At 62.6% G+C, this 21,960-nt stretch carries 19 protein-coding genes; 9 read left to right on the plus strand and 10 right to left on the minus strand.

All coding sequences use genetic code 11. From position 1 onward, the window contains the following. Positions 1-281 precede the first annotated feature (281 nt). Positions 282-1,175, minus strand: a complete 894-nt coding sequence (locus tag NKH05_RS21420) for a LysR family transcriptional regulator (protein WP_352717370.1) — start codon at positions 1,173-1,175, stop codon at positions 282-284. Between the two features lie 120 nt (positions 1,176-1,295). Between NKH05_RS21420 and NKH05_RS21425 the strand changes: the two genes are divergently transcribed. Together NKH05_RS21425 and NKH05_RS21430 are read left to right on the plus strand one after the other, a co-directional pair. Then, entirely contained in the window at positions 1,296-2,180 is an 885-nt protein-coding gene (locus tag NKH05_RS21425; RefSeq protein ID WP_353026014.1) for an NmrA family NAD(P)-binding protein, read from the plus strand. 48 nt (positions 2,181-2,228) lie between these two features. Then, positions 2,229-2,501 (plus strand): DUF2798 domain-containing protein, encoded by a 273-nt coding sequence (locus NKH05_RS21430; protein ID WP_023717491.1) that lies wholly within the window; start codon positions 2,229-2,231, stop codon positions 2,499-2,501. A gap of 90 nt (positions 2,502-2,591) precedes the next feature. On the opposite strand, the gene NKH05_RS21435 is transcribed toward NKH05_RS21430, so the two are convergent. From NKH05_RS21435 to NKH05_RS21460, 6 genes are all read right to left on the minus strand, one after another. After that, positions 2,592-3,239, minus strand: coding sequence for a YiaD family glycine zipper/OmpA-like lipoprotein (locus NKH05_RS21435; RefSeq protein ID WP_023717490.1), 648 nt, complete (start codon positions 3,237-3,239; stop codon positions 2,592-2,594). A 174-nt stretch (positions 3,240-3,413) separates the two neighbouring features. After that, positions 3,414-3,782 carry a GFA family protein gene (locus NKH05_RS21440; protein WP_352791694.1) on the minus strand — a complete coding sequence of 123 codons (369 nt, stop codon included), beginning with the start codon at positions 3,780-3,782 and terminating at the stop codon, positions 3,414-3,416. A gap of 200 nt (positions 3,783-3,982) precedes the next feature. Further along, positions 3,983-4,369 carry a hypothetical protein gene (locus NKH05_RS21445; protein WP_023717488.1) on the minus strand — a complete coding sequence of 129 codons (387 nt, stop codon included), beginning with the start codon at positions 4,367-4,369 and terminating at the stop codon, positions 3,983-3,985. A 473-nt stretch (positions 4,370-4,842) separates the two neighbouring features. After that, positions 4,843-5,974 (minus strand): peptide chain release factor 2 gene (gene prfB, locus NKH05_RS21450; protein ID WP_352496193.1). Its coding sequence is split into 2 segments (ribosomal slippage): positions 4,843-5,907 and positions 5,909-5,974, totalling 1,131 coding nucleotides; the frame shifts between segments, so codons are not numbered across the junction. A 150-nt stretch (positions 5,975-6,124) separates the two neighbouring features. After that, on the minus strand, positions 6,125-8,581 hold the full coding sequence (locus NKH05_RS21455) for a penicillin-binding protein 1A (protein WP_023717485.1): 2,457 nt from the start codon (positions 8,579-8,581) through the stop codon (positions 6,125-6,127). Between the two features lie 214 nt (positions 8,582-8,795). After that, complete coding sequence (locus NKH05_RS21460; protein ID WP_353026015.1) at positions 8,796-10,058, minus strand: N-acetylmuramoyl-L-alanine amidase; 1,263 nt, start codon at positions 10,056-10,058, stop codon at positions 8,796-8,798. Positions 10,059-10,725: 667 nt separating this feature from the next. Here NKH05_RS21460 and NKH05_RS21465 point away from each other — a divergent pair. Beyond that, positions 10,726-13,716, plus strand: a complete 2,991-nt coding sequence (locus tag NKH05_RS21465) for an Rne/Rng family ribonuclease (protein WP_352496194.1) — start codon at positions 10,726-10,728, stop codon at positions 13,714-13,716. Between the two features lie 97 nt (positions 13,717-13,813). On the opposite strand, the gene NKH05_RS21470 is transcribed toward NKH05_RS21465, so the two are convergent. Further along, positions 13,814-14,797, minus strand: coding sequence for a glutaminase (locus NKH05_RS21470; RefSeq protein ID WP_352484558.1), 984 nt, complete (start codon positions 14,795-14,797; stop codon positions 13,814-13,816). 11 nt (positions 14,798-14,808) lie between these two features. Then, positions 14,809-15,957 carry a pyridoxal phosphate-dependent aminotransferase gene (locus NKH05_RS21475; RefSeq protein ID WP_352587620.1) on the minus strand — a complete coding sequence of 383 codons (1,149 nt, stop codon included), beginning with the start codon at positions 15,955-15,957 and terminating at the stop codon, positions 14,809-14,811. A 146-nt stretch (positions 15,958-16,103) separates the two neighbouring features. On the opposite strand from NKH05_RS21475, the gene NKH05_RS21480 reads away from it, so the two are divergent. The 6 genes from NKH05_RS21480 (at position 16,104) to aat (ending at position 21,453) form a co-directional block, all read left to right on the plus strand. Beyond that, complete coding sequence (locus NKH05_RS21480) at positions 16,104-17,498, plus strand: M48 family metalloprotease (protein WP_352496196.1); 1,395 nt, start codon at positions 16,104-16,106, stop codon at positions 17,496-17,498. A gap of 70 nt (positions 17,499-17,568) precedes the next feature. Continuing rightward, positions 17,569-18,372 (plus strand): DsbA family protein, encoded by an 804-nt coding sequence (locus NKH05_RS21485; RefSeq protein WP_023717479.1) that lies wholly within the window; start codon positions 17,569-17,571, stop codon positions 18,370-18,372. A 165-nt stretch (positions 18,373-18,537) separates the two neighbouring features. Beyond that, positions 18,538-18,972, plus strand: coding sequence for a type II 3-dehydroquinate dehydratase (gene aroQ, locus NKH05_RS21490; RefSeq protein WP_353026017.1), 435 nt, complete (start codon positions 18,538-18,540; stop codon positions 18,970-18,972). A gap of 26 nt (positions 18,973-18,998) precedes the next feature. Beyond that, the gene (gene accB / locus NKH05_RS21495; RefSeq protein WP_352894820.1) at positions 18,999-19,457 is read left to right on the plus strand and encodes an acetyl-CoA carboxylase biotin carboxyl carrier protein; all 459 of its coding nucleotides are present in this window, start codon (positions 18,999-19,001) and stop codon (positions 19,455-19,457) included. A 19-nt stretch (positions 19,458-19,476) separates the two neighbouring features. Beyond that, on the plus strand, positions 19,477-20,820 hold the full coding sequence (gene accC / locus NKH05_RS21500; RefSeq protein WP_352484553.1) for an acetyl-CoA carboxylase biotin carboxylase subunit: 1,344 nt from the start codon (positions 19,477-19,479) through the stop codon (positions 20,818-20,820). Between the two features lie 15 nt (positions 20,821-20,835). After that, positions 20,836-21,453 (plus strand): leucyl/phenylalanyl-tRNA--protein transferase, encoded by a 618-nt coding sequence (gene aat / locus NKH05_RS21505; RefSeq protein ID WP_023717475.1) that lies wholly within the window; start codon positions 20,836-20,838, stop codon positions 21,451-21,453. 112 nt (positions 21,454-21,565) lie between these two features. Here aat and NKH05_RS21510 read toward each other — a convergent pair whose 3' ends face one another. After that, positions 21,566-21,934 (minus strand): hypothetical protein, encoded by a 369-nt coding sequence (locus NKH05_RS21510; protein WP_023717474.1) that lies wholly within the window; start codon positions 21,932-21,934, stop codon positions 21,566-21,568. Positions 21,935-21,960: the final 26 nt, after the last annotated feature.

Genomic DNA, 21,960 nt, shown 5'->3' on the forward strand with positions numbered 1-21,960 from the left:
GAGACCAAAACAATGGCTCACACGGAAACTCGCGCCGCCCGCGGCATGTCCAAACGCTTGCTTGGGTCTGGCTTGAAAAGCGCAGCAATGATGATCGCTGCATTCACGAGATGGCGGCGGACCGCCGCAAGACGCAGGGCACTGGCAGATTTGACGATCGATCAGCTGAACGACATCGGTCATTTGGAGGTCCATCAACCAGCACCCGACGCCGTCAAGGCAGTTCTGATCACGAACTTGATATCGATGAGGTAAGATCGGCGCTCAGTTTGGTTTGGGCCCTAAAGGTTCCTGAGCTCCAGGCGAGATGCCAACAGGTCCAGAAAAGCGCGTACTTTGGCCGAGGACGACCTGCCTTCCGGCCACACGGCGTGTATCGGCACCGGCACCGGCTCGAATTCGGTCAGAACCAGTTCCAGGCGGCCATCGTCCACCAGGTGTTTTACCTGCCAAAGCGGGGAGTAGCCCAGACCTAAGCCGTGAACCGCGGCTGCATAGATCGATATCATCAAATTGGACCGGAAGGTGCCCGCGACCTTCACCGGCCGGGGCTTGCCTTCAATCTGAAACATCCATTCGCCCGGGCGGCCGTCAACAGTTCGTACGATGCATTCATGCTCACGCAATTCAAGCGGATGGGCCGGTCGGCCGCGTTGCCGAAAGTAGGCAGGTGCGCCGAACACGACGCGCCGCAACGCCCCCAGCCGCTTCGCCCGTAGACTGGAATCCGGCAAATCGCCGATCCGGACCGCCAGATCGAGACCCACGGCATCCAGATCGACAAATTCATCGGAAAGCTGGAGGTCAACCTCAACCTGGGGATATGTCCGCATATAGTCGGCGATGACCGGCATCAGGAAATCCGGGCCGAACAGAACCGGGGCACTCACACGCAGGATGCCGGACGGCTCGGATCGTCGGTTGGCCGCCTGAAGCCTGGCTTCGTTTATTTCCTCGATGGCGGGCTTGATGCGTTGGAAAAAGGCCGCACCGGCTTCGCTCGGCGTCGAGCGGCGCGTCGTCCTGTGCAGAAGCTCGACCCCGATGGATTCCTCCAATGTCGCCAAAGACCGACTGACCGACTGCAGTGAGCGGTTCAGCCGGCGTGCGGCAGCCGTCAGGCTGCCATGCTCGACAATGGCAATGAAGGCTTCGAAATCATCTATCCGGCTCATCGCGTATTTCTCCCGAAAATCGGGATAAACTATCGCCACATCGATCAATTGTAACGCAGTTCGCTAGATTTTATCTTCCCTGCACAGGCCGAAAGGCAGACTCGAGGGAAGGAGATCGTCATGCGAACACCCAGTCCAACCGTCCTGGTCGTAGGCGCCGCAGGCCGCGTTGCCGGTTTGGTGGTGCCTGAACTCGCCCGCCGCAATGCCAGGGTTAGAGCGCTTGTTCGTGACGCCGCGGCTGCCGAAAAAGCCCGGAAAGCCGGCGCAACCGAGATCGCGATCGGGGATCTGCGCAACCATCAAAGCCTTGAACAGGCCGTCGAAGGTGTCGACGGTGTCTTCCACATCGGACCGGCCTTTGCTCCCGACGAAGCCGCCATGGGGGTTGCCATGGTTGAGGCAGCGGCGCGTGCAGGCGTTCGGAAATTCGTCTTCTCATCTGTGATCCAGCCCACCAATACGAGGCTGGAAAACCATGCAAGCAAGGTACCGGTCGAAGCTGCCCTCTATTCGACGAACATGGAATACACCATTCTGCACCCGGCCAATTTCATGCAAAATATCGCGGCGGCCTGGCCGTCCGTCGTCGAGCATGGCGTTTTCGCCGAGCCGTTTCCAAAGACGGCGAAGCTGGCCCGCGTCGACTATCGCGACGTGGCTGAAGTGGCAGCGATCGCACTGACCGAAACGCGTTTGTCCTATGCGACCCTCGAGCTGTGCGCCGACGGTATGCACAGCCGCGAAGAGGTCGTTGCCATGATCAGCGAGGCGCTTGGCCGGCCGGTTTCAGCAGGCGAGCCGACATTTCAGGACTGGGCGGCGAAAGCCCGCCTTCCCTATACCGACCGGCAGTTGCAGATGCTGGCCAAAGTACACACCCACTACGCCAAATACGGCCTCGGCGGGAACAGCCTGGCGTTGCGCGCCGCGCTTGGCCGCGAGCCGCGTTCGCTGCGAAGCTTCATTCGGGAATTGGCGCTGCCGGTGGCACATGCCGCCTGATCGTCCTCACAATAACGCTTACGCACACTTTCTGATTAGGAGATTTCGATGCAAGCATCACCGGACCGAGCCTTCAAATTGAGAAAGCTGCCGCCCTCCTACGGCGCGGTGGTGATGCCGTTGGTTCTTTCGATTCTGATGTCCTCGATTGTCTCGGCGGTTTCGACGGCAATCGGCGCAGGCTGGACGGACGGGTTTATTGCGGCCTGGAGCTATGCATGGGGCGCTTCATGGCTTGTTGCGTTTCCCAGCCTGCTGATTGTGCTTCCGATCGTGCGCCGGATCGTTGCCGCGATTGTCGATCAGCCGGCCCGGTCCTGATATCACAAACGCAGCGCGCCGGCGGCCGGCGGTCCGGCATAACCATTAGAGCGGCCCCGTACGGAGCCGCTCTCGGTTCATGCGCTTGCCTCAGGTGAGCGGCGACAGCTGGATCTCGACGCGGCGGTTCTGAGCCCGGCCGGCAGCGGTCGCGTTGGAGGCGATCGGACGCGTCTTGCCGAAGCCGGTGACGGCGAAGCGGCGGGAATCGACGCCCTGCCCGGACAGATAGTTGGCGACCGCCAGGGCGCGGCGCTGCGACAGGTCGAAATTGTGCTCGTCGCCGCCGGTCGAGTCGGTGTGGCCGAACACGTCGACGGTGGTCTGCCGGAACTTTTTCAGCACAAGGGCAACCGAATTCAGCACCGGATAGAAACCAGCCTTCACCGCATCCTGGTCGACGTTGAAGGTGATGTCGGACGGCATGTTGAGGATGATCTGGTCGCCGGTGCGGGTGACGCTGACGCCGGTGCCCTCAAGCTGCCGGCGCAGTTCGGCCTCGTTCTGGTCCATGGTGGCGCCGATGGCGCCGCCGGCAAGCGCACCGATGCCGGCGCCGATCAGCGCGTTGCGGCGGTCGTTGCCGCCGGCAAGCATACCGAGCCCGGCACCCGCCAGCGCTCCCAGACCGGCGCCGGCAGCGGTGTTGGAAACCTTCTGCTCGCCGGTGTAGGGATCGGTGGTGCATGCGCTCACAAGCACAGCCGTCGCCACGACGGCGAGCACAATCTTTTTCATATGGTGGTCCCTCTCCATTCCACGGCCGCGCAACGGCGTACCGCATCAGCCCTTCCAGCGACTTGTAACATGAAATGCGGCGAAAAGCGGACCAGCAAAAGCCGCTGCCGCCGCTTTCCCCGGCTCATTCCACCCGGCTGCCAGCGGCTCGCGCGACCACCGCAATTCGACCGTCTACCAGAGGTTCTTGCCGTCGATGACCACCACTTCGACCTTGTCGAGATCGAAATAGTCGAACAGCCGCGAATTCACGCTGATCTTCGGATTGTCGAAATTCGGCTCGCCCGTCGACCAGTCCGGCGTTTCGGTGAAGGTGCCGCAGCCGCAGGTGGCGCAAAAACCGTGTTTTATGGTTTTCGATCCCCATCGGTAGAACGAAACATTCTCGGGCGGGCTGGTAAGCCTGAATTGCGATGGCGGGTAATAGGCCCACAACGACCCGCGTTTCGAACAGAAGGAACAGGTGCATCGCGTCACCGTCTGCGGCGCTTGCGAAACCTCGAACGTCGTCGCCTTGCAGTGGCAGCTTGCCTTGATGGTCATGGATTAGTCCCTCACAATGCCCGCCGCCCCTACGGCAAGGCACCATAAAGAAACGCTCCTGACAACTCTCCGTCAGCAGATCTGTCGTCTGCAATGCGCAGTTTCAAAAGTGTTGTAACCCAATCGAGGGCGTGTCGATCCCAAAAACCCTGCACACCCTCGGGTCAAGCCCAAGGGCAAGCTTTTGGGGGCGACATGCATCAATAGGACGATGGCGGCACGAACAGACAGATGGTCTTTCCGTCATTGGCGCCGGCGACCGAGCACCAGTGATATGCGCCGTCGGGCGAATTCTTGATGCGCTTGTCGCTATAGGCCACGACTTCGCCTGTCCCCTTGATGACATAGCCTTCGGGGCGCTCGCCGATAGATATCGGCGCAACCTCGCGGCAGTCATAGCCCGAGCAGCAGGAGAACGGATAGCTCCAGCCTTGCGGCATGGCCGCGGTCGGCTTGGCATCATGCGCCAGAGCAGGCGCCGCGAATGGCATCGCGGCAGCTATCAAAACCACTGCCGCGACAAGGGAATTCAGAAATCGGCGCGCCGTGTGAACGGCATGGGCCGGTCTGGTTGTAAGAGCAGGCATGGGCGCAGTTCCTATCAACGGTTGTCAAGCATCTCGCTTGCCCGTTCCCGGAACGTGTCTTCCCAGTGGCCGGATCGTCAGGTCGCAGATACGCCGCGCCCGGCCATAAATGCTTTTTTCCTCCCCAGCGCTTGGATGCTGGGCTGATTCCTTGGTCGGCGCAAGGAATTGCTGTCGCAAACCGAACGCCGACCTCTGCGGCCGGAACCAGCCTGCCGGCCGGGTTGACGAGACTGGTACGATCACCCCCGGCAGCGAGGGTTGCCAATAACGGAATTCGGCTCGCAGTGGTTCCGGGCTCGGCACCGGCAGGCTCGAAGCATTCGCGTCAAAAGCGGAAATCGATTTTGGAAATTCTGATGAAAAACAAAGTTGTAGAACGACAGGTAAGTTCAAGCTGAGAACTCGTCACTCTCGCGCCGTGGCCGTAACTCTCGCGTGATGGATTGAAATTGCCGGGTTGGTGCCCGCCTTCAGTCGATGTCGGCCACCGTTTCTCCGGCGCCACCCTCGATGCGCTGCGACAGCGAGGCCTCCATGAAATCGTCGAGGTCGCCGTCGAGCACGCTCGACGGGCTGGTGCTCTCGACGCCGGTGCGCAGATCTTTCACCAGCTGATAGGGCTGCAGCACGTAGGACCGTATCTGGTGGCCCCAGCCAATATCGCTCTTCGACGCTTCGGTGGCGTTCGCCACCGCTTCGCGTTTCTTCAGCTCTTCCTCGTAAAGCCGCGAGCGCAGCATTTCCCAGGCCTTAGCCTTGTTCTTGTGCTGGGAGCGCTCCGCCTGGCAGGCAACCGCGATGCCGGTGGCGAGATGGGTGATGCGGACCGCCGAATCGGTGGTGTTGACATGCTGGCCGCCCGATCCCGAAGAACGATACGTGTCGATACGGACGTCAGATTCGGAAACGTCGATGTCGATCGTATCGTCGATGACGGGATAGACCCAGACGCTGGCGAAGGAGGTGTGGCGGCGCGCATTGCTGTCATAGGGCGAAATACGCACGAGACGATGCACGCCGGATTCCGTCTTCAGCCAGCCATAGGCGTTGTGGCCCTTGATCAGCAGCGTGGCTGACTTGATGCCGGCCTCTTCGCCGTCATGCACTTCCAGCACCTCGACCTTGAAGCGGCGGCGCTCGGCCCAGCGCGTATACATGCGCAGAAGCATCGAGGCCCAGTCCTGGCTTTCGGTGCCGCCGGCGCCGGCATGGACTTCCAGATAGCTATCGTTGGCGTCCGCCTCGCCCGACAGCAGCGTTTCGATCTGGCGCGCCTTGGCCTCGCCGCGCATCGAGCGGATCGCCGCCTCGGCCTCCGCGACGACGCCCTCGTCGCCCTCTTCCTCGCCAAGCTCGATCAGGCCGATATTGTCTTCCAGAGCCTGGGTGAGGCCTTTGACCGCGGCAATGCCTTCCTCGAGGCCCTGACGCTCGCGCATCAGCTTTTGCGCTTCCAACGGCTCGTTCCAGAGGCTCGGATCCTCGGCGCGGACATTCAGGTACTCAAGCCGCTTTATGGCCTGGTCCCAGTCAAAGATGCCTCCTCAGCAGGGTGATCGCCTGCCTGATCTCGTCGACAATATTTTGCGTTTCCGCGCGCATGGCTGGCTGTTCTGTCCTGTTGCTGAATGGCGGTTTGGTGGCGCGATACATAGGGACGGCAATGTCCCCTGTAAAGCACCGGCCCCTGTAAAGCGGGATGGGCCGGCTCGACCATGATCGTCAAGCCGGCCCGACCGGATGTAACGATTGTCAGTAGAGCCCGCCGCCGCCCGACTGGATAGCCTGGTTGGCCTGCGGCGACAGCGCCCCGCCGGTGGCGTTGGAGCCGTCCGCACCCATGCCGATCACCCAATAGCTGTCGGCGGGACCGGTACCCGGCTTGAAGGCTTCGATGATGGTTCCGGCGTCACCCTCGTTGGCCCGCATGCCGGTCTTGCGATTGATCGCAATCAGCTTCATGCCTTCGGGAACCTTGAAGTCGACATTGGGCGTGCCGTCCAGCGCTACGCGCATGAAATCCTTGAAGATCGGCGCAGCAAGGCCGCCGCCGGTCGCGCCCTTGCCAAGACCTTTCGGCTGATCGTAGCCCATATAAAGGCCGACAACGAGGTTCGGCGTATAGCCGATGAACCAGGCGTCCTTTTCGTCATTGGTCGTTCCGGTCTTGCCGGCGATGTGACGGCCGAGTTCGTTGATGGTGGCGCCGGTACCGCGTTGAACGACGCCCTCCATCATCGATGTGATCTGGTAGGCGGTCATCGGATCGAGCACCTGCTCGGAATTGTCGACCAACTCCGGCTCTGGCTGGTTCTGCCATTCTGCGGCGTTGCAGTTTGAGCAGCCGCGTTCGTCCTGCCTAAAGACGGTCTTGCCGTAGCGGTCCTGGATGCGGTCGATCAGCGACGGCTTGATCGACTTGCCGCCATTGGCCATGATCGAATAGGCCGATACCATGCGCATCACCGTCGTCTCGCCGGAACCCAGCGCCATCGGCAGATACGGCGCGAGATGGTCGTAGACGCCGAAACGCTCGGCATACTCCACGACCAGTTTCATGCCCATGTCGTTGGCAAGCCGCACCGTCATCAGATTGCGCGATTTCTCGATGCCGGAGCGCAAGGTCGCCGGACCGGCCACCGTTCCGTCGTAATTCTTGGGCGTCCAGGTCGTGTTGCCGCTCTGGATGGTGATCGGCCCGTCCATGATCACAGAGGCGGGCGTATAGCCATTGTCGAGGGCGGCCGAATAAACGATCGGCTTGAACGACGACCCCGGCTGGCGCATGGCCTGCGTCGCCCGGTTGAACTCCGACTGCGCATAGGAGAAACCGCCGACCATGGCCAGGACGCGTCCGGTATGCGGATCCATGGCGATCAGGCCGCCTTCCACTTCGGGAACCTGGCGCAAGCTGTAGCTGTTGTCCGAGCCGTCGTTCCTCTGCACGAAAATCACGTCGCCCGGCTTCAGCACGTCGGCCGGCGACTTCGCCTTGACGGTTTTGCCGTCGACCACGTGGCGCATGGCGAAGCTCATGTCTTCCTTGCTGACGGTGCCTTCGAGGCGGTCCTTGACGATTTCGCCGGAGATCTGGCGCGTCGGCTGCAGGCCGATGGACAGGCCGGTGGCCGAGCTATCGAGCACGACGGCAAGCGACCATTCCGGCACGTCCTCCAGTCGCTTGACGTTGCCCAGCGGCACGCCCCAGTCGCCGGAAACATCGATGCTCGTGACCGGCCCGCGGTAGCCGCGCAGCGTATCGAACTTCATGAGACCGTTCTGCATGGCCTTGCGGGCAATCAACTGCATCTTCGGATCGAGCGTGGTACGGACGGAAAGGCCGCCCTCGTAGAGCGCATTCTCGCCGTAGCGCGCGATGATCTGGCGACGCACTTCCTCGGTGAAATATTCCCCGGCGAAGAGATAGTTGCCGGTGCGGCGCGGCGTGACGCCGAGCGGCTCGGCCTTGGCCTTCTCGCCTTCTTCATGGGTGACGTAACCGTTCTCGACCATCTGGTCGATGACCCAGTTGCGGCGCTCCAAGGCGCGATCGGCATGCTTGAAGGGATGATAGTTGTTCGGCCCCTTCGGCAGAGAGGCAAGATAGGCAGCCTCGGCCACGGTGAGCTCGTTCACCGATTTGTCGAAATAGGTGAGCGCAGCACCGGCGACGCCATAGGCACCGAAACCGAAGAAAATCTCGTTGAGATAGAGCTCGAGAATGCGATCCTTCGAATAGGCCTGCTCGATGCGGAAGGCGAGGATCATCTCCTTGATCTTGCGCTCGTAGGTCTGGTCTGAAGACAACAGGAAGTTCTTCGCCACCTGCTGGGTGATGGTCGAGGCGCCGACCTGGCGCTTTCCCGAGCCAAGATTCTGCAGGTTGACGACAATGGCGCGGCCAAGGCCGGTCACGTCGATGCCGGGATGATTGTAAAAGTTCTTGTCCTCGGCCGACAGGAAGGCCGCCTTGACTCGATCCGGGATCGCCTGAATCGGCAGATAAAGCCGCCGCTCACGCGCATATTCGGCCATCAGCGCGCCATCCGACGCGTGGATGCGGGTCGTCACCGGCGGCTCGTATTTGGCCAGCACCTCGTAATCGGGCAGGTCCTTCGACAAATGGCCGATATAGATCGCCACGCCCGCCGCGACCAAAAGGGCCAGCGTCGTGCCGATGCCGAAGAAATAGCCAATGAGACGAATCATACCCGCTCCAGTCCTTGGTTCGGGAATTTCCTAAACGAAGCCGCCCTTCGCGCAAGCTTTCGGGACGATCCCAACCCGTAATCGCAAAAGCCATGTCGCGACCATGTGGGCAAAATACGGCAGCGTGGAATTTCGGTTTCGAATGCCGGAAATAAAAGCACAGGGTGTTGTCGCCGTGCAACGCTGCCTCAGGTTGTGGGCGCCGGCGGGCATTTCAGCCTCCGGCCCCCGTTCCGCTCTTGGCCGAAGCAAACAGTGCAACGGCGTTGGTTATGCTTTGGGTCGCCTTGTTGCGCCAATCGGCGCTGAGCAACTGCGCTTCGTCCTTGGCGTTCGACAGATAGCCGAGTTCGACCAGCACGGACGGAACGTCCGGCGCCTTCAGCACCTTGAAGCCGGCAGAACGCTGCGGGTTGTTGATCAGGCCGACGCTGGTGGAAAGCTGGCCGACAAGAGTGTGCGCGAAGCTCATCGAAAAATTATGCGTCTCGCGGCGGATCAGGTCGATCAGGATATCGGTCACTTCCTTGCTGTCGTCCTTGATCTCCATGCCGGCGAACTGGTCGGAAAGATTTTCACGGTCGGCAAGCGCCTGTGCCTCGGGATCGGAAGCCTTGTCGGACACGGTGTAGACGGTTGCGCCGCGAATGCCCTTGAGGCTGATCGTGTCGGCATGGATCGAGATGAGCAGGTCGGCCTCATGCTGGCGAGCAATGCGCACGCGATCGTCGAGCCGCAGGAACTCGTCCGTTTCGCGCGTCAGGAACACGTCATATTTGCCGCTGGCGGTGAGCTTGTCGCGCAGTTCCATGGCAAAGGCGAGCGTCACGTTCTTCTCGACAGTGCCGTTCAGGCCCTCGGCACCACCGTCGATGCCGCCGTGGCCGGGATCGACGACGACGGTGAAACGATGGCCCGGATTGGAGACCGGCCCGGTACCGACCCTGCCGGCCTTGTCGGCAGAGACTGTCGAGCCGGTGGTCAGCGCCTGATTGGCGAGCGCTGCATCGAATTCCCGCTGCGACGCCGCCGACATGTCGATGGCGATGCGGTAGCCACTGCCGTCATCGTTCTTCAGCACGTCGAGATTGTCGACGGCGAACGGTCCCTTGCCGGTGAGAATCAGCCGCGATTTTCCCTCGCCGAGTCCGCCGTAACGCACGACGCGGACAAGGCCGCGCGGCTTCACATCCTTGGCATTTAGGGCGAATCTCGTGGCCGGCAGATCGATGACCAGACGATTGGGGCCGCGCAGCAGGAACCATTTGATGTCGGGATCGCGGTCGAAATTGATGACGATGCGCATCTTGGTGGCATCGCCGGCCATCTTGTAGCTTGTGGCGCCGATCGGTACGTCGGCAGCACGCGAAAGTGGCGGAAAGACTAGGCAAGCCAGGATCAGCGGCAGCAGGCAGGCGGTGCGGAACAACCAGCCTCCATGATGACGGCCCTTGTCTGCGAAGCCTGCCAGTCCCATCTTTCTACCAGTCGCTCCTGTTTGGCGTCATGCCCGATCGTTCGTCAAAGTGCCCTATTGCTTGTCAAAGTGCCGGCAGGCCGCGAACTCGATTAACGATTGGTATCCAGAGAAGGTTAACCAAGCCTTTTCATGGAAGGCTTGGAACCTGGGCTTCCGTTGCGGAACGGCTTTTTGCCGGCGTCGGGAATCGGGGTTGCCTTCCAACCCGCCAAATCATAAAAGCGATGGTGGATCACTGCAATCCTGGAACCGTCCTCCTCCGCAGCTTCCTGCTACAGGTCAGACGCAAGACGGCTCCTTTCGCTTCAGGCGAAGAAGGCATCGGTGATCGCGACGATTTTCGCAGGCGTGCTCCCGTGGCGGGGGAATCGCCTGCGTGAGCAAAACGGCCGGGATTGTCCCGCGCCGGCTCTGTATGAGCAAACAAGCTGGTCCGGTTTTTCCCGGGCTTTGGTTCAAAAGGTTCTGCTGGTTACGATGGCTTCAAGCGCAATCATGGAAAGGTCCGCAACAAACCGCGCCACTACGGCTGCGGGCGGCACCGCCATGGCGCTCAGGCAGCGGCCGGCGGACGTTCAATTGTCCGGCACCCATGTTCCAGGTCCACGGCAGCGGGCATTGCCCCGCAAGCTGCGGCCGACGGCTGCCGGGGGGAAACGAAATAATGCCCAACAAAATGCTGATAGACGCCTCCCACCCGGAGGAAACACGCGTTGTCGTCGTTCGCGGTAACCGTATTGAAGAATTCGACTTTGAATCCCAGGACAAGAAGCAGCTCAAAGGAAACATCTATCTCGCCCGCGTAACGCGCGTCGAACCTTCCCTCCAGGCAGCCTTCGTCGAATATGGCGGCAACCGTCACGGTTTCCTCGCCTTCAGTGAAATACACCCCGACTATTACCAGATTCCGGTCGCCGACCGTCAGGCGCTGCTGCGTGCGGAAGCACAGGAAGCCCAGGACGAAGAGGACGAGGAAGCCGCCGAGGGCGACGACCGCCAGAGCCGCGACCGCGGCAAGCGCGGACGCCGGCGTGGCGGCAAGAGCCGCGACCGCGGCGAGCACAGGCGCGAGGCAGGCGCGTCCGACGGTGAGAATGGCGAGAGCGGCGAAGATGCCGTCGCAGAGAACCTGGATGCCGCTGCCGACGGCGGCGACACCATGTCCGATACTGTCGGACAGAGCGAGGATGCCGCCGGACAGAGTGATGAAGTCGCCGATAGCGGCGAGACCGAGCCGTCCGAAGGCGGATCCAGTTCCATCGCTGCCAGCGTCGACGCCGACGTAATCTCGGAAGCCGTCCCGCAAGTAGAGACAAGGGAGGTCGAGACAGGCGGGGCCGAGACGAGCGGCGAAGCGACGTCCGAAGACAATGATCGCGGCATGCTGGAGGAGGTGCAATCCTCGCATTCGGACGATCACGAGGTCGAATCGGTCGGCGCCGAAGACGCGCTGGAAGAAGTGCGCAACCGCCGCAAGCCGGTGCGCCGCCAGTACAAGATCCAGGAAGTGATCAAGCGTCGGCAGATCCTGCTGGTGCAGGTCGTCAAGGAAGAGCGCGGCAACAAGGGTGCGGCGCTGACCACCTACCTGTCGCTGGCCGGCCGCTATTCGGTGCTGATGCCGAACACGGCGCGCGGCGGCGGCATTTCGCGCAAGATCACCAATGCGCAAGACCGCAAGCGGCTGAAGGAAGTGGTCGCCGATCTCGAAGTGCCGCAAGGCATGGGCGTCATCCTGCGTACGGCCGGCGAAAGCCGCACCAAGGCAGAGATCAAGCGCGACTACGAATATTTGATGCGGCTTTGGGAAAATGTCCGCAATCTGACGCTTCAATCCACGGCCCCTGCCCTGGTTTATGAGGAAGGCAGCCTGATCAAGCGGTCGGTGCGCGACCTCTACAACAAGGATATCGACGAGATCCTGGTTTCCGGCGAAGAAGGCTACCGCGAGGCCAAGGACTTCATGCGCATGCTGATGCCGAGCCACGCCAAGGTGGTTCAGCCGTTCCGCGACACGACGCCGATCTTTGTGCGCAACGGCATCGAAGCGCAGCTCGACCGCATGCTGCAGCCGCAGGTGACGCTGAAGAGCGGCGGCTACATCATCATCAACCAGACGGAAGCGCTGGTCGCCATCGACGTCAATTCGGGCCGTTCCACCAAGGAGCACTCGATCGAGGACACCGCGCTTCACACCAATCTGGAAGCCGCCGAGGAAGTCGCCCGGCAATTGAGGCTGCGCGATCTCGCCGGCCTCATCGTCATCGACTTCATCGACATGGAGGAGAACCGCAACAACCGCTCCGTCGAGAAGCGGCTGAAGGATCACCTCAAGAACGACCGCGCCCGCATTCAGGTCGGCCGCATCTCGCATTTCGGGCTGATGGAGATGTCGCGCCAGCGCATCCGTGCCAGCGTGCTGGAATCGACGATGAAGCCTTGCCCGCATTGCGGCGGCACCGGCCATGTGCGCTCCGATTCGTCGGTTGCGCTGATGGTGGTGCGGGCAATCGAGGAATTCCTGCTCAAGGATTCGCGCAGCCACATCACGGTGCGGACGCCGGCAGCGACCGCGCTCTATGTGCTCAATCACAAGCGCGGCACGCTGGTGGAATTCGAGCACCGCTTCGGCGTGACCATCACCATCGAAGCCGATGACACGGTCGGTGCACAACACTATGCCATCTTCCGCGGCGCGCTGGCCGAAAAGCCGGAAGGCTTTGTCGAGGCCCGCACGTTCCCGGCCTATGTCGAGCCGGAAGAACCCGAGGACGAGATCGTCATCGAGGAGGAAGAGGAGGCACCGGTGCAGGCTGAGCAGCCACGCCCTGCCCAGCAGCCGCAGCAGCCAAGGTCCGGCGAGGACGGCGAAGGCCGCGATCGCAAGCGCCGCAAGCGCCGCAGACGGCGCGGCGGCAAGGATCGCGAACACGGGGATCGCGAACACGGGGATCGTGAACACGGGGATCGTGAACAGGCCGCTGCCGGGGAAGGTGCTTCCGTTTCGGCGCCGACCGACGATGCCCTCGTAGCCGCCGCCGAGCAAGGCGCGGAAGCGGAACGTGAAGCGCCGGCCGGTGTTGCCGAAACTGCGGAAGCGGCGGACGACGGTCACGGCAAGAAGCGCCGGCGCGGCAAGCGCGGCGGCAAGCGCAATCGCCGTGAAGACGGTGAGGACGGCGTCGAAGCCAGCGCCGGCGAGCCGGCCGGCATGACAGAAGGTGCCGTATTGGAAGCAGAGCCCGTGACCGCCGAGCCGGAAGGCGCGCCGCCGGCCGAAGAGCTTGCGGTGCGTGCTCCGGCGAACGACGACACGCCGAGCGCCGAAAAGCCGAAGAAGCCGCGCCGCGCCGCCAAGCCGAAGAAGGCCGCGGCGGAAGCAGTTGCCGAGATTGCGGGCGCCGAGACATCGGCCGCCGAAGCCGCGGCGGTGGCTTCCGGCGAGACCGCTGCGCCGGTTCGGCAGGAGACCGAAGTGGCGGCTGGCAAGGAAACGCCGAAAGCCCGGCCGTCGCGGCGCAAACCCGCACCGGTGGATGCTCCGGTCGTGCCGGTCGTCTCCTCGATCGTCCCCGACGAGGCAAAGACCGAGGAAGCAAAGGCCGAGGACAAGCCGAAGCGTGCCGGCTGGTGGCAGCGGAAGGGCTTTTTCTAAGCTTTTCCGTGTATTAGCCAGACTTTCTGATTAAAAGAATCCCGCGCTGCTGACTGGCTGCGCGGGATTTCTTCGTGCCAATTCCAGGCGACAGGCACTATGGCGCGAAGATCGACCAGTTCATCATCTTCGCCAGTTTCTCCAGCGCGATCGAGCCCAGCCTGGAATTGCCATTGGCATTGAGGCCAGGCGACCACACCGCAAGCGAGGCGACGCCCGGCACGATCCCCAATATGCCGCCGCCAACGCCGCTCTTGCCGGGAATACCGACACGGAAAGCGAAGTCGCCGGAGCCGTCATAATGGCCGCAGGTCAGCATCATCGCGCCGATGCGGCGGGCGCGCTCGGCCGAGACGACGGAATGCCCGGTCGCCGGATTGTTGCCGCCATTGGCGAGAAAGCGCCCGGCCAGGGCGAGTTGCCGGCAGCTCATGGCGATCGCGCAATGGTGGAAATAAACGCCCAGCGCCAGTTCCGGCGCGTGATTGAGATTACCGAACGATTTCATGTAATTGGCAAGCGCAAAATTGCGAAAGCCGGTGGCACGTTCGGACGCCGCGACCTCGCGATCGATGATGATCGTGTCGTCATCGGCCAGGAACTGGATGAAGCGCAGGATCTCGCCGATCGCCTCGCGCGGCTGATGGCCGGCAAGCAGGATGTCTGAAACGACGATGGCGCCGGCATTGATGAACGGATTGCGCGGAATGCCGTTCTCGTGCTCGAGCTGGACGATCGAGTTGAACGGATTGCCCGACGGTTCGCGTCCGACCCGTTGCCATAGCGCGTCGCCGACATTGCCGAGCGCCAGCGTCAGCGTGAATACCTTTGAGATGCTCTGGATCGAAAATGCCTCGTCGGCGTCGCCCGCGGTCAGCACGCGGCCGTCATTGGTCACCGCGGCAATGCCGAATTTTTTCGGGTCGATCTTGCTCAGCTGCGGAATATAGCTGGCAACGTCGCCGCGATCGGCACGCTCCGCCATTTCGGCGGCAACCTCGCGCAGTGCCTGTTCAAGCTGGGGCGCCTGTCCAAGTTGGGGCGCCTGTCCGCGTTGCGGCGCCTGTTCAAGCTCCGGCATCGTCGTCCCCGCTACTTCAGCCAGCGTTCGATACGCGCCATCGCCTCGACCATGTCGTCGTGGCTGCCGGCGTAGGAAAAGCGCATCGTGCGATGGCCCTGCAGCGGATCGAAATCGCGGCCGGGCGTCGCCGCCACATGCGCCTCGGCAAGCATCCTGCGCGCAAACGCCATGCTGTCGTTGGTGTGCCGGGTGACGTCGCAGAAGGCGTAGAAGGCGCCGTCCATGGGCGCAGCAAGCGCAAAGCCGAGGTCCGGCAGGCGTTGCATCAAGAGCTCGCGGTTCCAGGCGTAACGCGCCTTCACCGCCTCCAGCTCTTCTGTCGCCTTGAACGCTTCGATCGCGGCAATCTGGGACAGTTCGGGCGGCGAGATGTAGAGGCTCTGGGCGATGCGCTCGATCGGCCGCACCAAATCCTGCGGCAGCACCATCCAGCCGATGCGCCAGCCGGTCATGCAATAATATTTCGAGAAGGAATTGATCACCGTCACGTCCGCGCCGAAAGACAGCGCAGTCGTGTCGGGCGCCGCATAGGCCAGCCGGTGGTAGATCTCGTCTGAGATCACGGCGATGCCAAGCTCGCGCGCCGTCTCGACCAGCGCCTCGAGATCGCCGGCGGGAATGACCGCGCCGGTCGGATTGGCCGGGCTGGCGAACAGCACGCCTTTCAGCGGTTTTTCGCGGTGCGCGGCTTTCAGGTGCTCGGCATGAAGATAGGCGGCGCCGCCGAGCTCGATCTCGGCGATGTCGATGCCGAGCGCAGCCATGATGTTGCGATAGGCCGGATAGCCCGGCGCGGCGATGGCGACGCGGTCGCCCGGATCGAACATCGCCAGGAAGGCAAGGTTGAAGGCAGCCGACGATCCGGTGGTAACGGCTACCCGCTCGGGCGGCACGTCAAGCCCGTAATGCTCGCCATAATGGGCCGCGATTGCCTTGCGCAGGCCGGCGAGGCCCAGCGCGTCGGTATAGCCGATGCGGCCTGCTTTCAAGGCGCTCGCCGCCGCTTCGCGAACCCCGGCCGGTGCCGGGTCGGACGGCTGGCCGACTGCCATGGAAACGACCGGCACGCCCTTGGCCTTCAGCCGATTCGCCTCGGCCAGGATGTCCATGGCGTGGAACGGCTCGACGGCGCCGCGGCGCGAAAGCGAAACAACCATTTTTCAATCCACCACACTTGTCCGCACGTGCCGGCCATGCAGGCCGCGCCGCACAAATGCCCGATTGATGTGGGGATCACAAGTTCGGTAAGTTTTAAGGTGCCGACTTTTCATCCTTCGCCCGCTCGTCTACCAGTGGACCTGCCATGTTAAGCCGACCCAGATCGACGATCGCCAGGACAGCGCGCGCCTTCGCGACGCTTTCGCTTGCCGCGGTGCTAGCCATGGCTGGCTCGGTCAACGCGTTTGCGCAGAATGTGCCGGTGGTGCGCGATGCCGAGATCGAGGCGCTGGTGCGGGATTACGCACGGCCGATCTTCAAAGCGGCCGGCTTATCGGGCGACGCCATCAACATCGTGCTGGTCAACGACCAGAGCTTCAACGCCTTTGTTGCTGGCCGCCGCATGTTCATCAACACCGGCGCGCTGATGACAGCCGAAACCCCCAACGAGATCATCGGGGTCATCGCCCACGAGGCCGGCCATATCGCCGGCGGACACCAGCAAAAGTTGCGCGAACAGCTCGAGCGCGCCAAGACGATGGCAATCCTGGCGACGCTGCTTGGCGCCGGCGCCATGGTGGCCGGCGCCACCAGCAATAGCCGCGGCCTCGCTGGGGCCGGCATGGGCGTGATGGCCGGCGGCGGCGAGATGGCGCAACGCAGTATCCTCGCCTATCAGCGCACCGAAGAGATGACCGCCGACCGCTCGGCAATCGCTTATCTCAATGCTACCGGCCAGTCCGGCATGGGCATGCTGAAGACGTTCAGCCGTTTCCAGAATGCATTGTCGCTCTCGGGCGCCCAAGTCGATCCCTACAAGATCAGCCATCCGATGCCGCAGGAGCGTATCGCCAATCTCGAAGTGCTGGTGAAGCAGAGCCCTTACCTCGACAAGGTCGACCCACCGACACTGCAGCAGCGCCACGACATGATGCGCATCAAGATCGCCGCCTATATGCAAGGACAGGCCGCGGCGTCGCGATTGATACGCAAGAACCCCGGCAGTCTCGCCTCGCGCTATGGCGACGCGCAGATGACCTATCTCTTCGGCAATCTGGCCTCGGCGCTCACCAAGACCAACGCACTGATCAAGGAACAGCCGAAAAATCCCTATTTCCAGGAATTGCGCGGCGACATCCTGATGAAGGCGAACAGGCCGAAGGATGCGGCGGACGCCTATGCCAGGTCGGTCAGCCTCGATCCGGCGCGATCCGGGCTGCTGCCGGTCTCGTACGGCCAGGCGCTGATGGCTATCGGCACGCCGGATTCGCTGAAGAAGGCGGTGGCGCAGATCAACACGGGCCTCGGGCGGGATCGCGAAAACGCCGCCGGATACCGCTATCTGGCACAGGCCTATGGCGAACTCGGCAACATCCCGGCGGCCGAGCTTGCGACCGCCGAAGGGCATTTCTATTCCGGCGACTACAAGAATGCGAAGATCTTCGCCATGCGGGCGCAGCAGAGCATGAAGCGGGGCGAGCCGGGCTGGCTTCGCGCGCAGGACATTATAAACTACGCACCATCAGGTAAGAAGAAGTGAACCTTTCGGACGCACGCTGCGACACAGCCGAACCGAGCGGACCCGAACACAGGCTAGAGGATCGAGGATCATGACCAAGGCAATTCTGCTGGGCACTACCGGAGTGGCAGCCGCCCTCGCCATGCTGGCGTTCGGCTTCGTCGCCGGAAGTCCGCAGACGGCGAAGGCCGGCACGGCGCAGCTTGTCCAGACGGCGTCCTCGGAAACCAAGCTCGACCGCACCGAAGTCGAAGGCATCGTCCGCGACTATCTGCTGAAGAACCCGGAAGTGCTTCTGGAAGCCCAGCAGGCGCTCGAGGCCAAGCAGAAGGAAGAACAGCGCGTCGCCAGTCTCGGCGTCATCAAAGACGCTAAGGACCAGATTTTCAACTCCGCCTTCGACGGCGTTGTCGGCAATCCGAACGGCAAGGTCACCATCGTCGAGTTCTACGATTACAATTGCGGTTACTGCAAACGCGCCATCGATGACATGCGCGCGCTGACCAAGGCCGATCCGGACCTGCGTTTCGTGCTCAAGGAATTCCCGATCCTCGGCCCTGATTCGCAGAAGGCGAGCGTCGTCTCGATGGCCTTCCACTTGATGAAGCCGGAGAAATACGGCGAATTCCACAACGCGCTGCTCGGCGGCCAGGGGCGCGCCACCGAGGCGGCGGCAATCAAGGTGGCGCTGTCGCTCGGCGCCGACGAGGCGGCGCTGCGCGAAAAGATGAAGGACCCGAGCATCACTGAGGCCTTCTCCAAGACCTATGATCTTGCCACCAAGCTCGCCATCACCGGAACGCCGTCCTATGTCGTCGGCAACGAGGTTGTGTTCGGCGCGCTCGGCCAGGAAGTGCTGGCCGAAAAGATCGAGGCGGCGAAGGCCGCACTCTGATTAGCGTTCGGGTTTCGATCAGGCTGCGGGTTTCCGGCGCGGGCCGTTTTCCGGCTGTTGTGGACGGCGAAAGAACGCACTTGCGCTCTTTTCGCCAGCGTCTATGCCCATTATAGAGGGTCCGGCGCGCCGGCTTAGCCGCGCCGGGAAAAAGGTCGGCATTTTTTGAAAACGGTTTTCGTCCTGAACGGCCCCAATCTCAACGCGCTCGGCAAGCGCGAGCCGGGCATCTATGGCGGCAAGACGCTTGCGGCGATCGCCGACGACTGCAAGCAGGCGGGTGCCGCACTTGGGCTGGAGATCGATTTCCGCCAGTCGAACCATGAGGGCGACCTCGTCGACTGGATCCACGAGGCCGCCGAGAAGGCCGCCGCAATCGTCATCAATCCAGGCGCCTACGGCCACACCTCGATCGCCATTCACGATGCCATCCGCGCCGTCGCGCCGCTGCCGGTCGCTGAGGTGCATCTCTCCAATATCCACGCGCGGGAACCATTCCGCCACGTCTCCATGGTCGCGCCGGTCGCTGTCGGCATGATCTGCGGGTTCGGGCCGCTCGGCTACACGCTGGCGCTGCAGGCGCTGGCTGAACGCCTATGACCGGCCAACAAACAGAAGGCTCGAAAATGTCGATAAAGAAGAACGGTGTTGACCAGCAGCTGATCCGCGACCTGGCGGGCATACTGAACGACACCAACCTCACTGAGATCGAGGTCGAGCTGGGCGATCTGAAGGTGCGCGTCTCGCGGCAGGCGCCGGCCGTCCATGCGATCGCCGCAGCGCCGCCGGCCTATGCCCCGGCAGCAACGCAGCCTGCGGCAGCGGCCGCGCCGGCGACGCCCGACGTGTCGAAGAACGCCGTCGCCTCGCCAATGGTCGGCACCGCCTATCTGGCACCGTCGCCCGACGCCAAGCCGTTCATCGAAATCGGCCAGAAGGTCAAGGAAGGCCAGACGCTGCTGATCATCGAGGCGATGAAGACGATGAACCAGATCCCCTCGCCGCGCGCCGGCATGGTGACGGCGATCCTGTTCGAAGATGCGCAGCCGGTCGAATACGGCATGCCGCTCGTCGTGATCGAGTAGAGCCGGGAACAGGCGAAAGATGTTCCAGAAAATCCTTATCGCCAATCGCGGCGAAATTGCCCTCAGGGTGCTGCGCGCCTGCAAGGAGCTCGGCATCCAGACGGTGGTGGTGCATTCGACCGCCGACGCCGACGCCATGCATGTGCGTCTCGCCGACGAGAGCGTCTGCATCGGCCCGCCGCCGTCGCGCGACAGCTATCTCAACATCCACCAGATCGTCGCCGCCTGCGAGATCACCGGCGCCGACGCGGTGCATCCCGGCTACGGTTTTTTGTCGGAGAACGCCAAGTTCGCCGACATCCTCGCAGCGCACAACATCACCTTCATCGGCCCGACCGGCGACCATATCCGCATCATGGGTGACAAGATCGAGGCCAAGCGCACCGCAAAGCGCCTCGGCATTCCCGTGGTACCCGGCTCCGACGGCGCGGTCACCGAGGAAAAGGAGGCCAAGCGCATTGCCGCCGAGATCGGCTACCCCGTGATCATCAAGGCGTCGGCCGGCGGCGGCGGGCGCGGCATGAAAGTGGCGCATAGCGAGGCCGACCTCGAGGTGGCGCTGCAGACGGCACGCTCGGAGGCGGGCGCCGCCTTCGGCGACGACGCCGTCTATATCGAGAAGTACCTGCAGAAGCCGCGCCATATCGAAGTGCAGGTGTTCGGCGACGGCGCCGGGCGCGGCGTGCATTTCGGCGAGCGCGACTGCTCGCTGCAGCGCCGCCACCAGAAGGTCTGGGAAGAAGCGCCCTCGCCGGCGCTCAATGCCGAGGAGCGCGCACATATTGGCGGCGTCTGCGCCAAGGCGATCGCCGATCTCGGCTATTCCGGCGCCGGCACCATCGAATTCCTTTATGAGAACGGCGAGTTCTATTTCATCGAGATGAACACGCGCCTGCAGGTCGAACATCCGGTGACCGAGGCGATTACCGGCATCGACCTCGTGCACGAGCAGATCCGCGTCGCCTCGGGCGGCGGGCTTTCGGTGCGCCAGGAAGATATCCGCTTCCACGGCCATGCTATCGAATGCCGCATCAATGCCGAGGATCCGCGCACCTTCACCCCCTCGCCGGGCACCATCACCCACTTCCACACGCCAGGCGGCCTCGGCATCCGCGTCGATTCCGGCGTCTATTCCGGCTACAAGATCCCGCCCTACTACGACAGCCTGATCGGCAAGCTGATCGTGCACGGCCGCAACCGCGTCGAGTGCATGATGCGGCTGCGACGCGCGCTCGATGAATTCGTGGTCGACGGCATCAAGACCACGCTGCCGCTGTTTCGCGACCTCGTCGGCAACGCCGACATCGCCAATGGCGACTACGACATCCACTGGCTGGAAAAATATCTGGCCAAAGGCGAGTGACACAGGGGCGACGCGATGACCCGCCCCTACGCACCCGGCTATCGCATCCCGACCGACCTGTTGCTCAAAGCCTATGCCTCCGGCGTCTTCCCGATGGCCGAAAATGCCAATGACCCCGAGGTGTTCTGGGTGCGGCCGGAGACGCGCGGCATCATTCCGCTCGACGGTTTCCACATCCCGAAGAGCCTGAGGAAGACGATCCGCAAGGATCTGTTCGAATTCCGCATCGATTTCGATTTCGAGGCGACGATCGACGCCTGCGCCGAAAGACGCGAGGAACGGCGGTCGACCTGGATCAACGCACCAATCCGCGAAGCCTATGTCGAGCTGCATCGGATGGGCCATTGCCATTCGGTCGAGGCCTGGCACGACGACCGGCTGGTCGGCGGGCTCTACGGGGTGTCGCTCGGCCGGGTGTTCTTCGGCGAGAGCATGTTTGCCAGGGAGACCGACGCCTCGAAGGCCTGTCTGGTTCATCTGGTCGAGCGCCTGAAGGCGCGCGGCTTTGCGCTGCTCGATACGCAGTTCACGACCGAGCATCTCAAACGTTTCGGCGCAATCGACGTGCCACGTGGCAAGTACGAGAAGATGCTGGCCGAGGCGCTAAAGGGCGAGGCTGTGTTTTTTCCGTGATCTAGAACGGTTCATCGTTTCACGGAAACGCCGAACCGGTCTATTTTGTGTTTTGACGCAATTCCGCACGGAAAACCGTTCACACTTTTCCTGGAATTGCTCTACCGGCCGGTCAGCCCTTGGTCGCCGTCACCAGCGGTGTCTGTGCATGGAACATCATCTTCCAGCCATTGACGCGGTGGACATAGCCGGTACTGACCAGTGCTGCATAGGCTTCGCCATTTTGCCGGGTCGCACGCGCCTCGTAGGTCAGCATGACGATGTCGCTGCCGGGCTCGATGATGCCCTTGAGGTCGATGTCGAGCTCGCGCCAGCGCTTCGGCTCCGTCGCGGTTTTGGCCAGATCGGCGTTGCTCATCACCCGCGCCATCTGCGGGAAGGCCACCAGGCATTCGGTGTCGGCGTTGGCCTTGAAATAGTCGGCGTCGCCGGTCCAGAATCCCTTTTCGATGTCGAGAAGCTCGCTTTTGTTGGCCATCATCATGGCAACCTCCTCCCTAGAGAAGC

This window comes from Mesorhizobium sp. M1399 (assembly GCF_040317735.1).
Lineage (GTDB): Bacteria > Pseudomonadota > Alphaproteobacteria > Rhizobiales > Rhizobiaceae > Mesorhizobium.

What these genes read in the sequence shown, in the direction of transcription:
- NKH05_RS21460 (WP_353026015.1), bottom strand. Translation starts at nt 10,058, where the DNA reads ATGGGACTGGCAGGCTTCGCAGACAAGGGCCGTCATCATGGAGGCTGG.
- NKH05_RS21445 (WP_023717488.1), bottom strand. Translation starts at nt 4,369, where the DNA reads ATGCCTGCTCTTACAACCAGACCGGCCCATGCCGTTCACACGGCGCGC.
- accC (WP_352484553.1), top strand. Translation starts at nt 19,477, where the DNA reads ATGTTCCAGAAAATCCTTATCGCCAATCGCGGCGAAATTGCCCTCAGG.
- NKH05_RS21480 (WP_352496196.1), top strand. Translation starts at nt 16,104, where the DNA reads ATGTTAAGCCGACCCAGATCGACGATCGCCAGGACAGCGCGCGCCTTC.
- NKH05_RS21475 (WP_352587620.1), bottom strand. Translation starts at nt 15,957, where the DNA reads ATGGTTGTTTCGCTTTCGCGCCGCGGCGCCGTCGAGCCGTTCCACGCC.
- NKH05_RS21485 (WP_023717479.1), top strand. Translation starts at nt 17,569, where the DNA reads ATGACCAAGGCAATTCTGCTGGGCACTACCGGAGTGGCAGCCGCCCTC.
- NKH05_RS21455 (WP_023717485.1), bottom strand. Translation starts at nt 8,581, where the DNA reads ATGATTCGTCTCATTGGCTATTTCTTCGGCATCGGCACGACGCTGGCC.
- NKH05_RS21435 (WP_023717490.1), bottom strand. Translation starts at nt 3,239, where the DNA reads ATGAAAAAGATTGTGCTCGCCGTCGTGGCGACGGCTGTGCTTGTGAGC.
- accB (WP_352894820.1), top strand. Translation starts at nt 18,999, where the DNA reads ATGTCGATAAAGAAGAACGGTGTTGACCAGCAGCTGATCCGCGACCTG.
- NKH05_RS21420 (WP_352717370.1), bottom strand. Translation starts at nt 1,175, where the DNA reads ATGAGCCGGATAGATGATTTCGAAGCCTTCATTGCCATTGTCGAGCAT.
- NKH05_RS21510 (WP_023717474.1), bottom strand. Translation starts at nt 21,934, where the DNA reads ATGATGGCCAACAAAAGCGAGCTTCTCGACATCGAAAAGGGATTCTGG.
- aat (WP_023717475.1), top strand. Translation starts at nt 20,836, where the DNA reads ATGACCCGCCCCTACGCACCCGGCTATCGCATCCCGACCGACCTGTTG.
- NKH05_RS21470 (WP_352484558.1), bottom strand. Translation starts at nt 14,797, where the DNA reads ATGCCGGAGCTTGAACAGGCGCCGCAACGCGGACAGGCGCCCCAACTT.
- NKH05_RS21425 (WP_353026014.1), top strand. Translation starts at nt 1,296, where the DNA reads ATGCGAACACCCAGTCCAACCGTCCTGGTCGTAGGCGCCGCAGGCCGC.
- NKH05_RS21465 (WP_352496194.1), top strand. Translation starts at nt 10,726, where the DNA reads ATGCCCAACAAAATGCTGATAGACGCCTCCCACCCGGAGGAAACACGC.
- NKH05_RS21430 (WP_023717491.1), top strand. Translation starts at nt 2,229, where the DNA reads ATGCAAGCATCACCGGACCGAGCCTTCAAATTGAGAAAGCTGCCGCCC.
- NKH05_RS21440 (WP_352791694.1), bottom strand. Translation starts at nt 3,782, where the DNA reads ATGACCATCAAGGCAAGCTGCCACTGCAAGGCGACGACGTTCGAGGTT.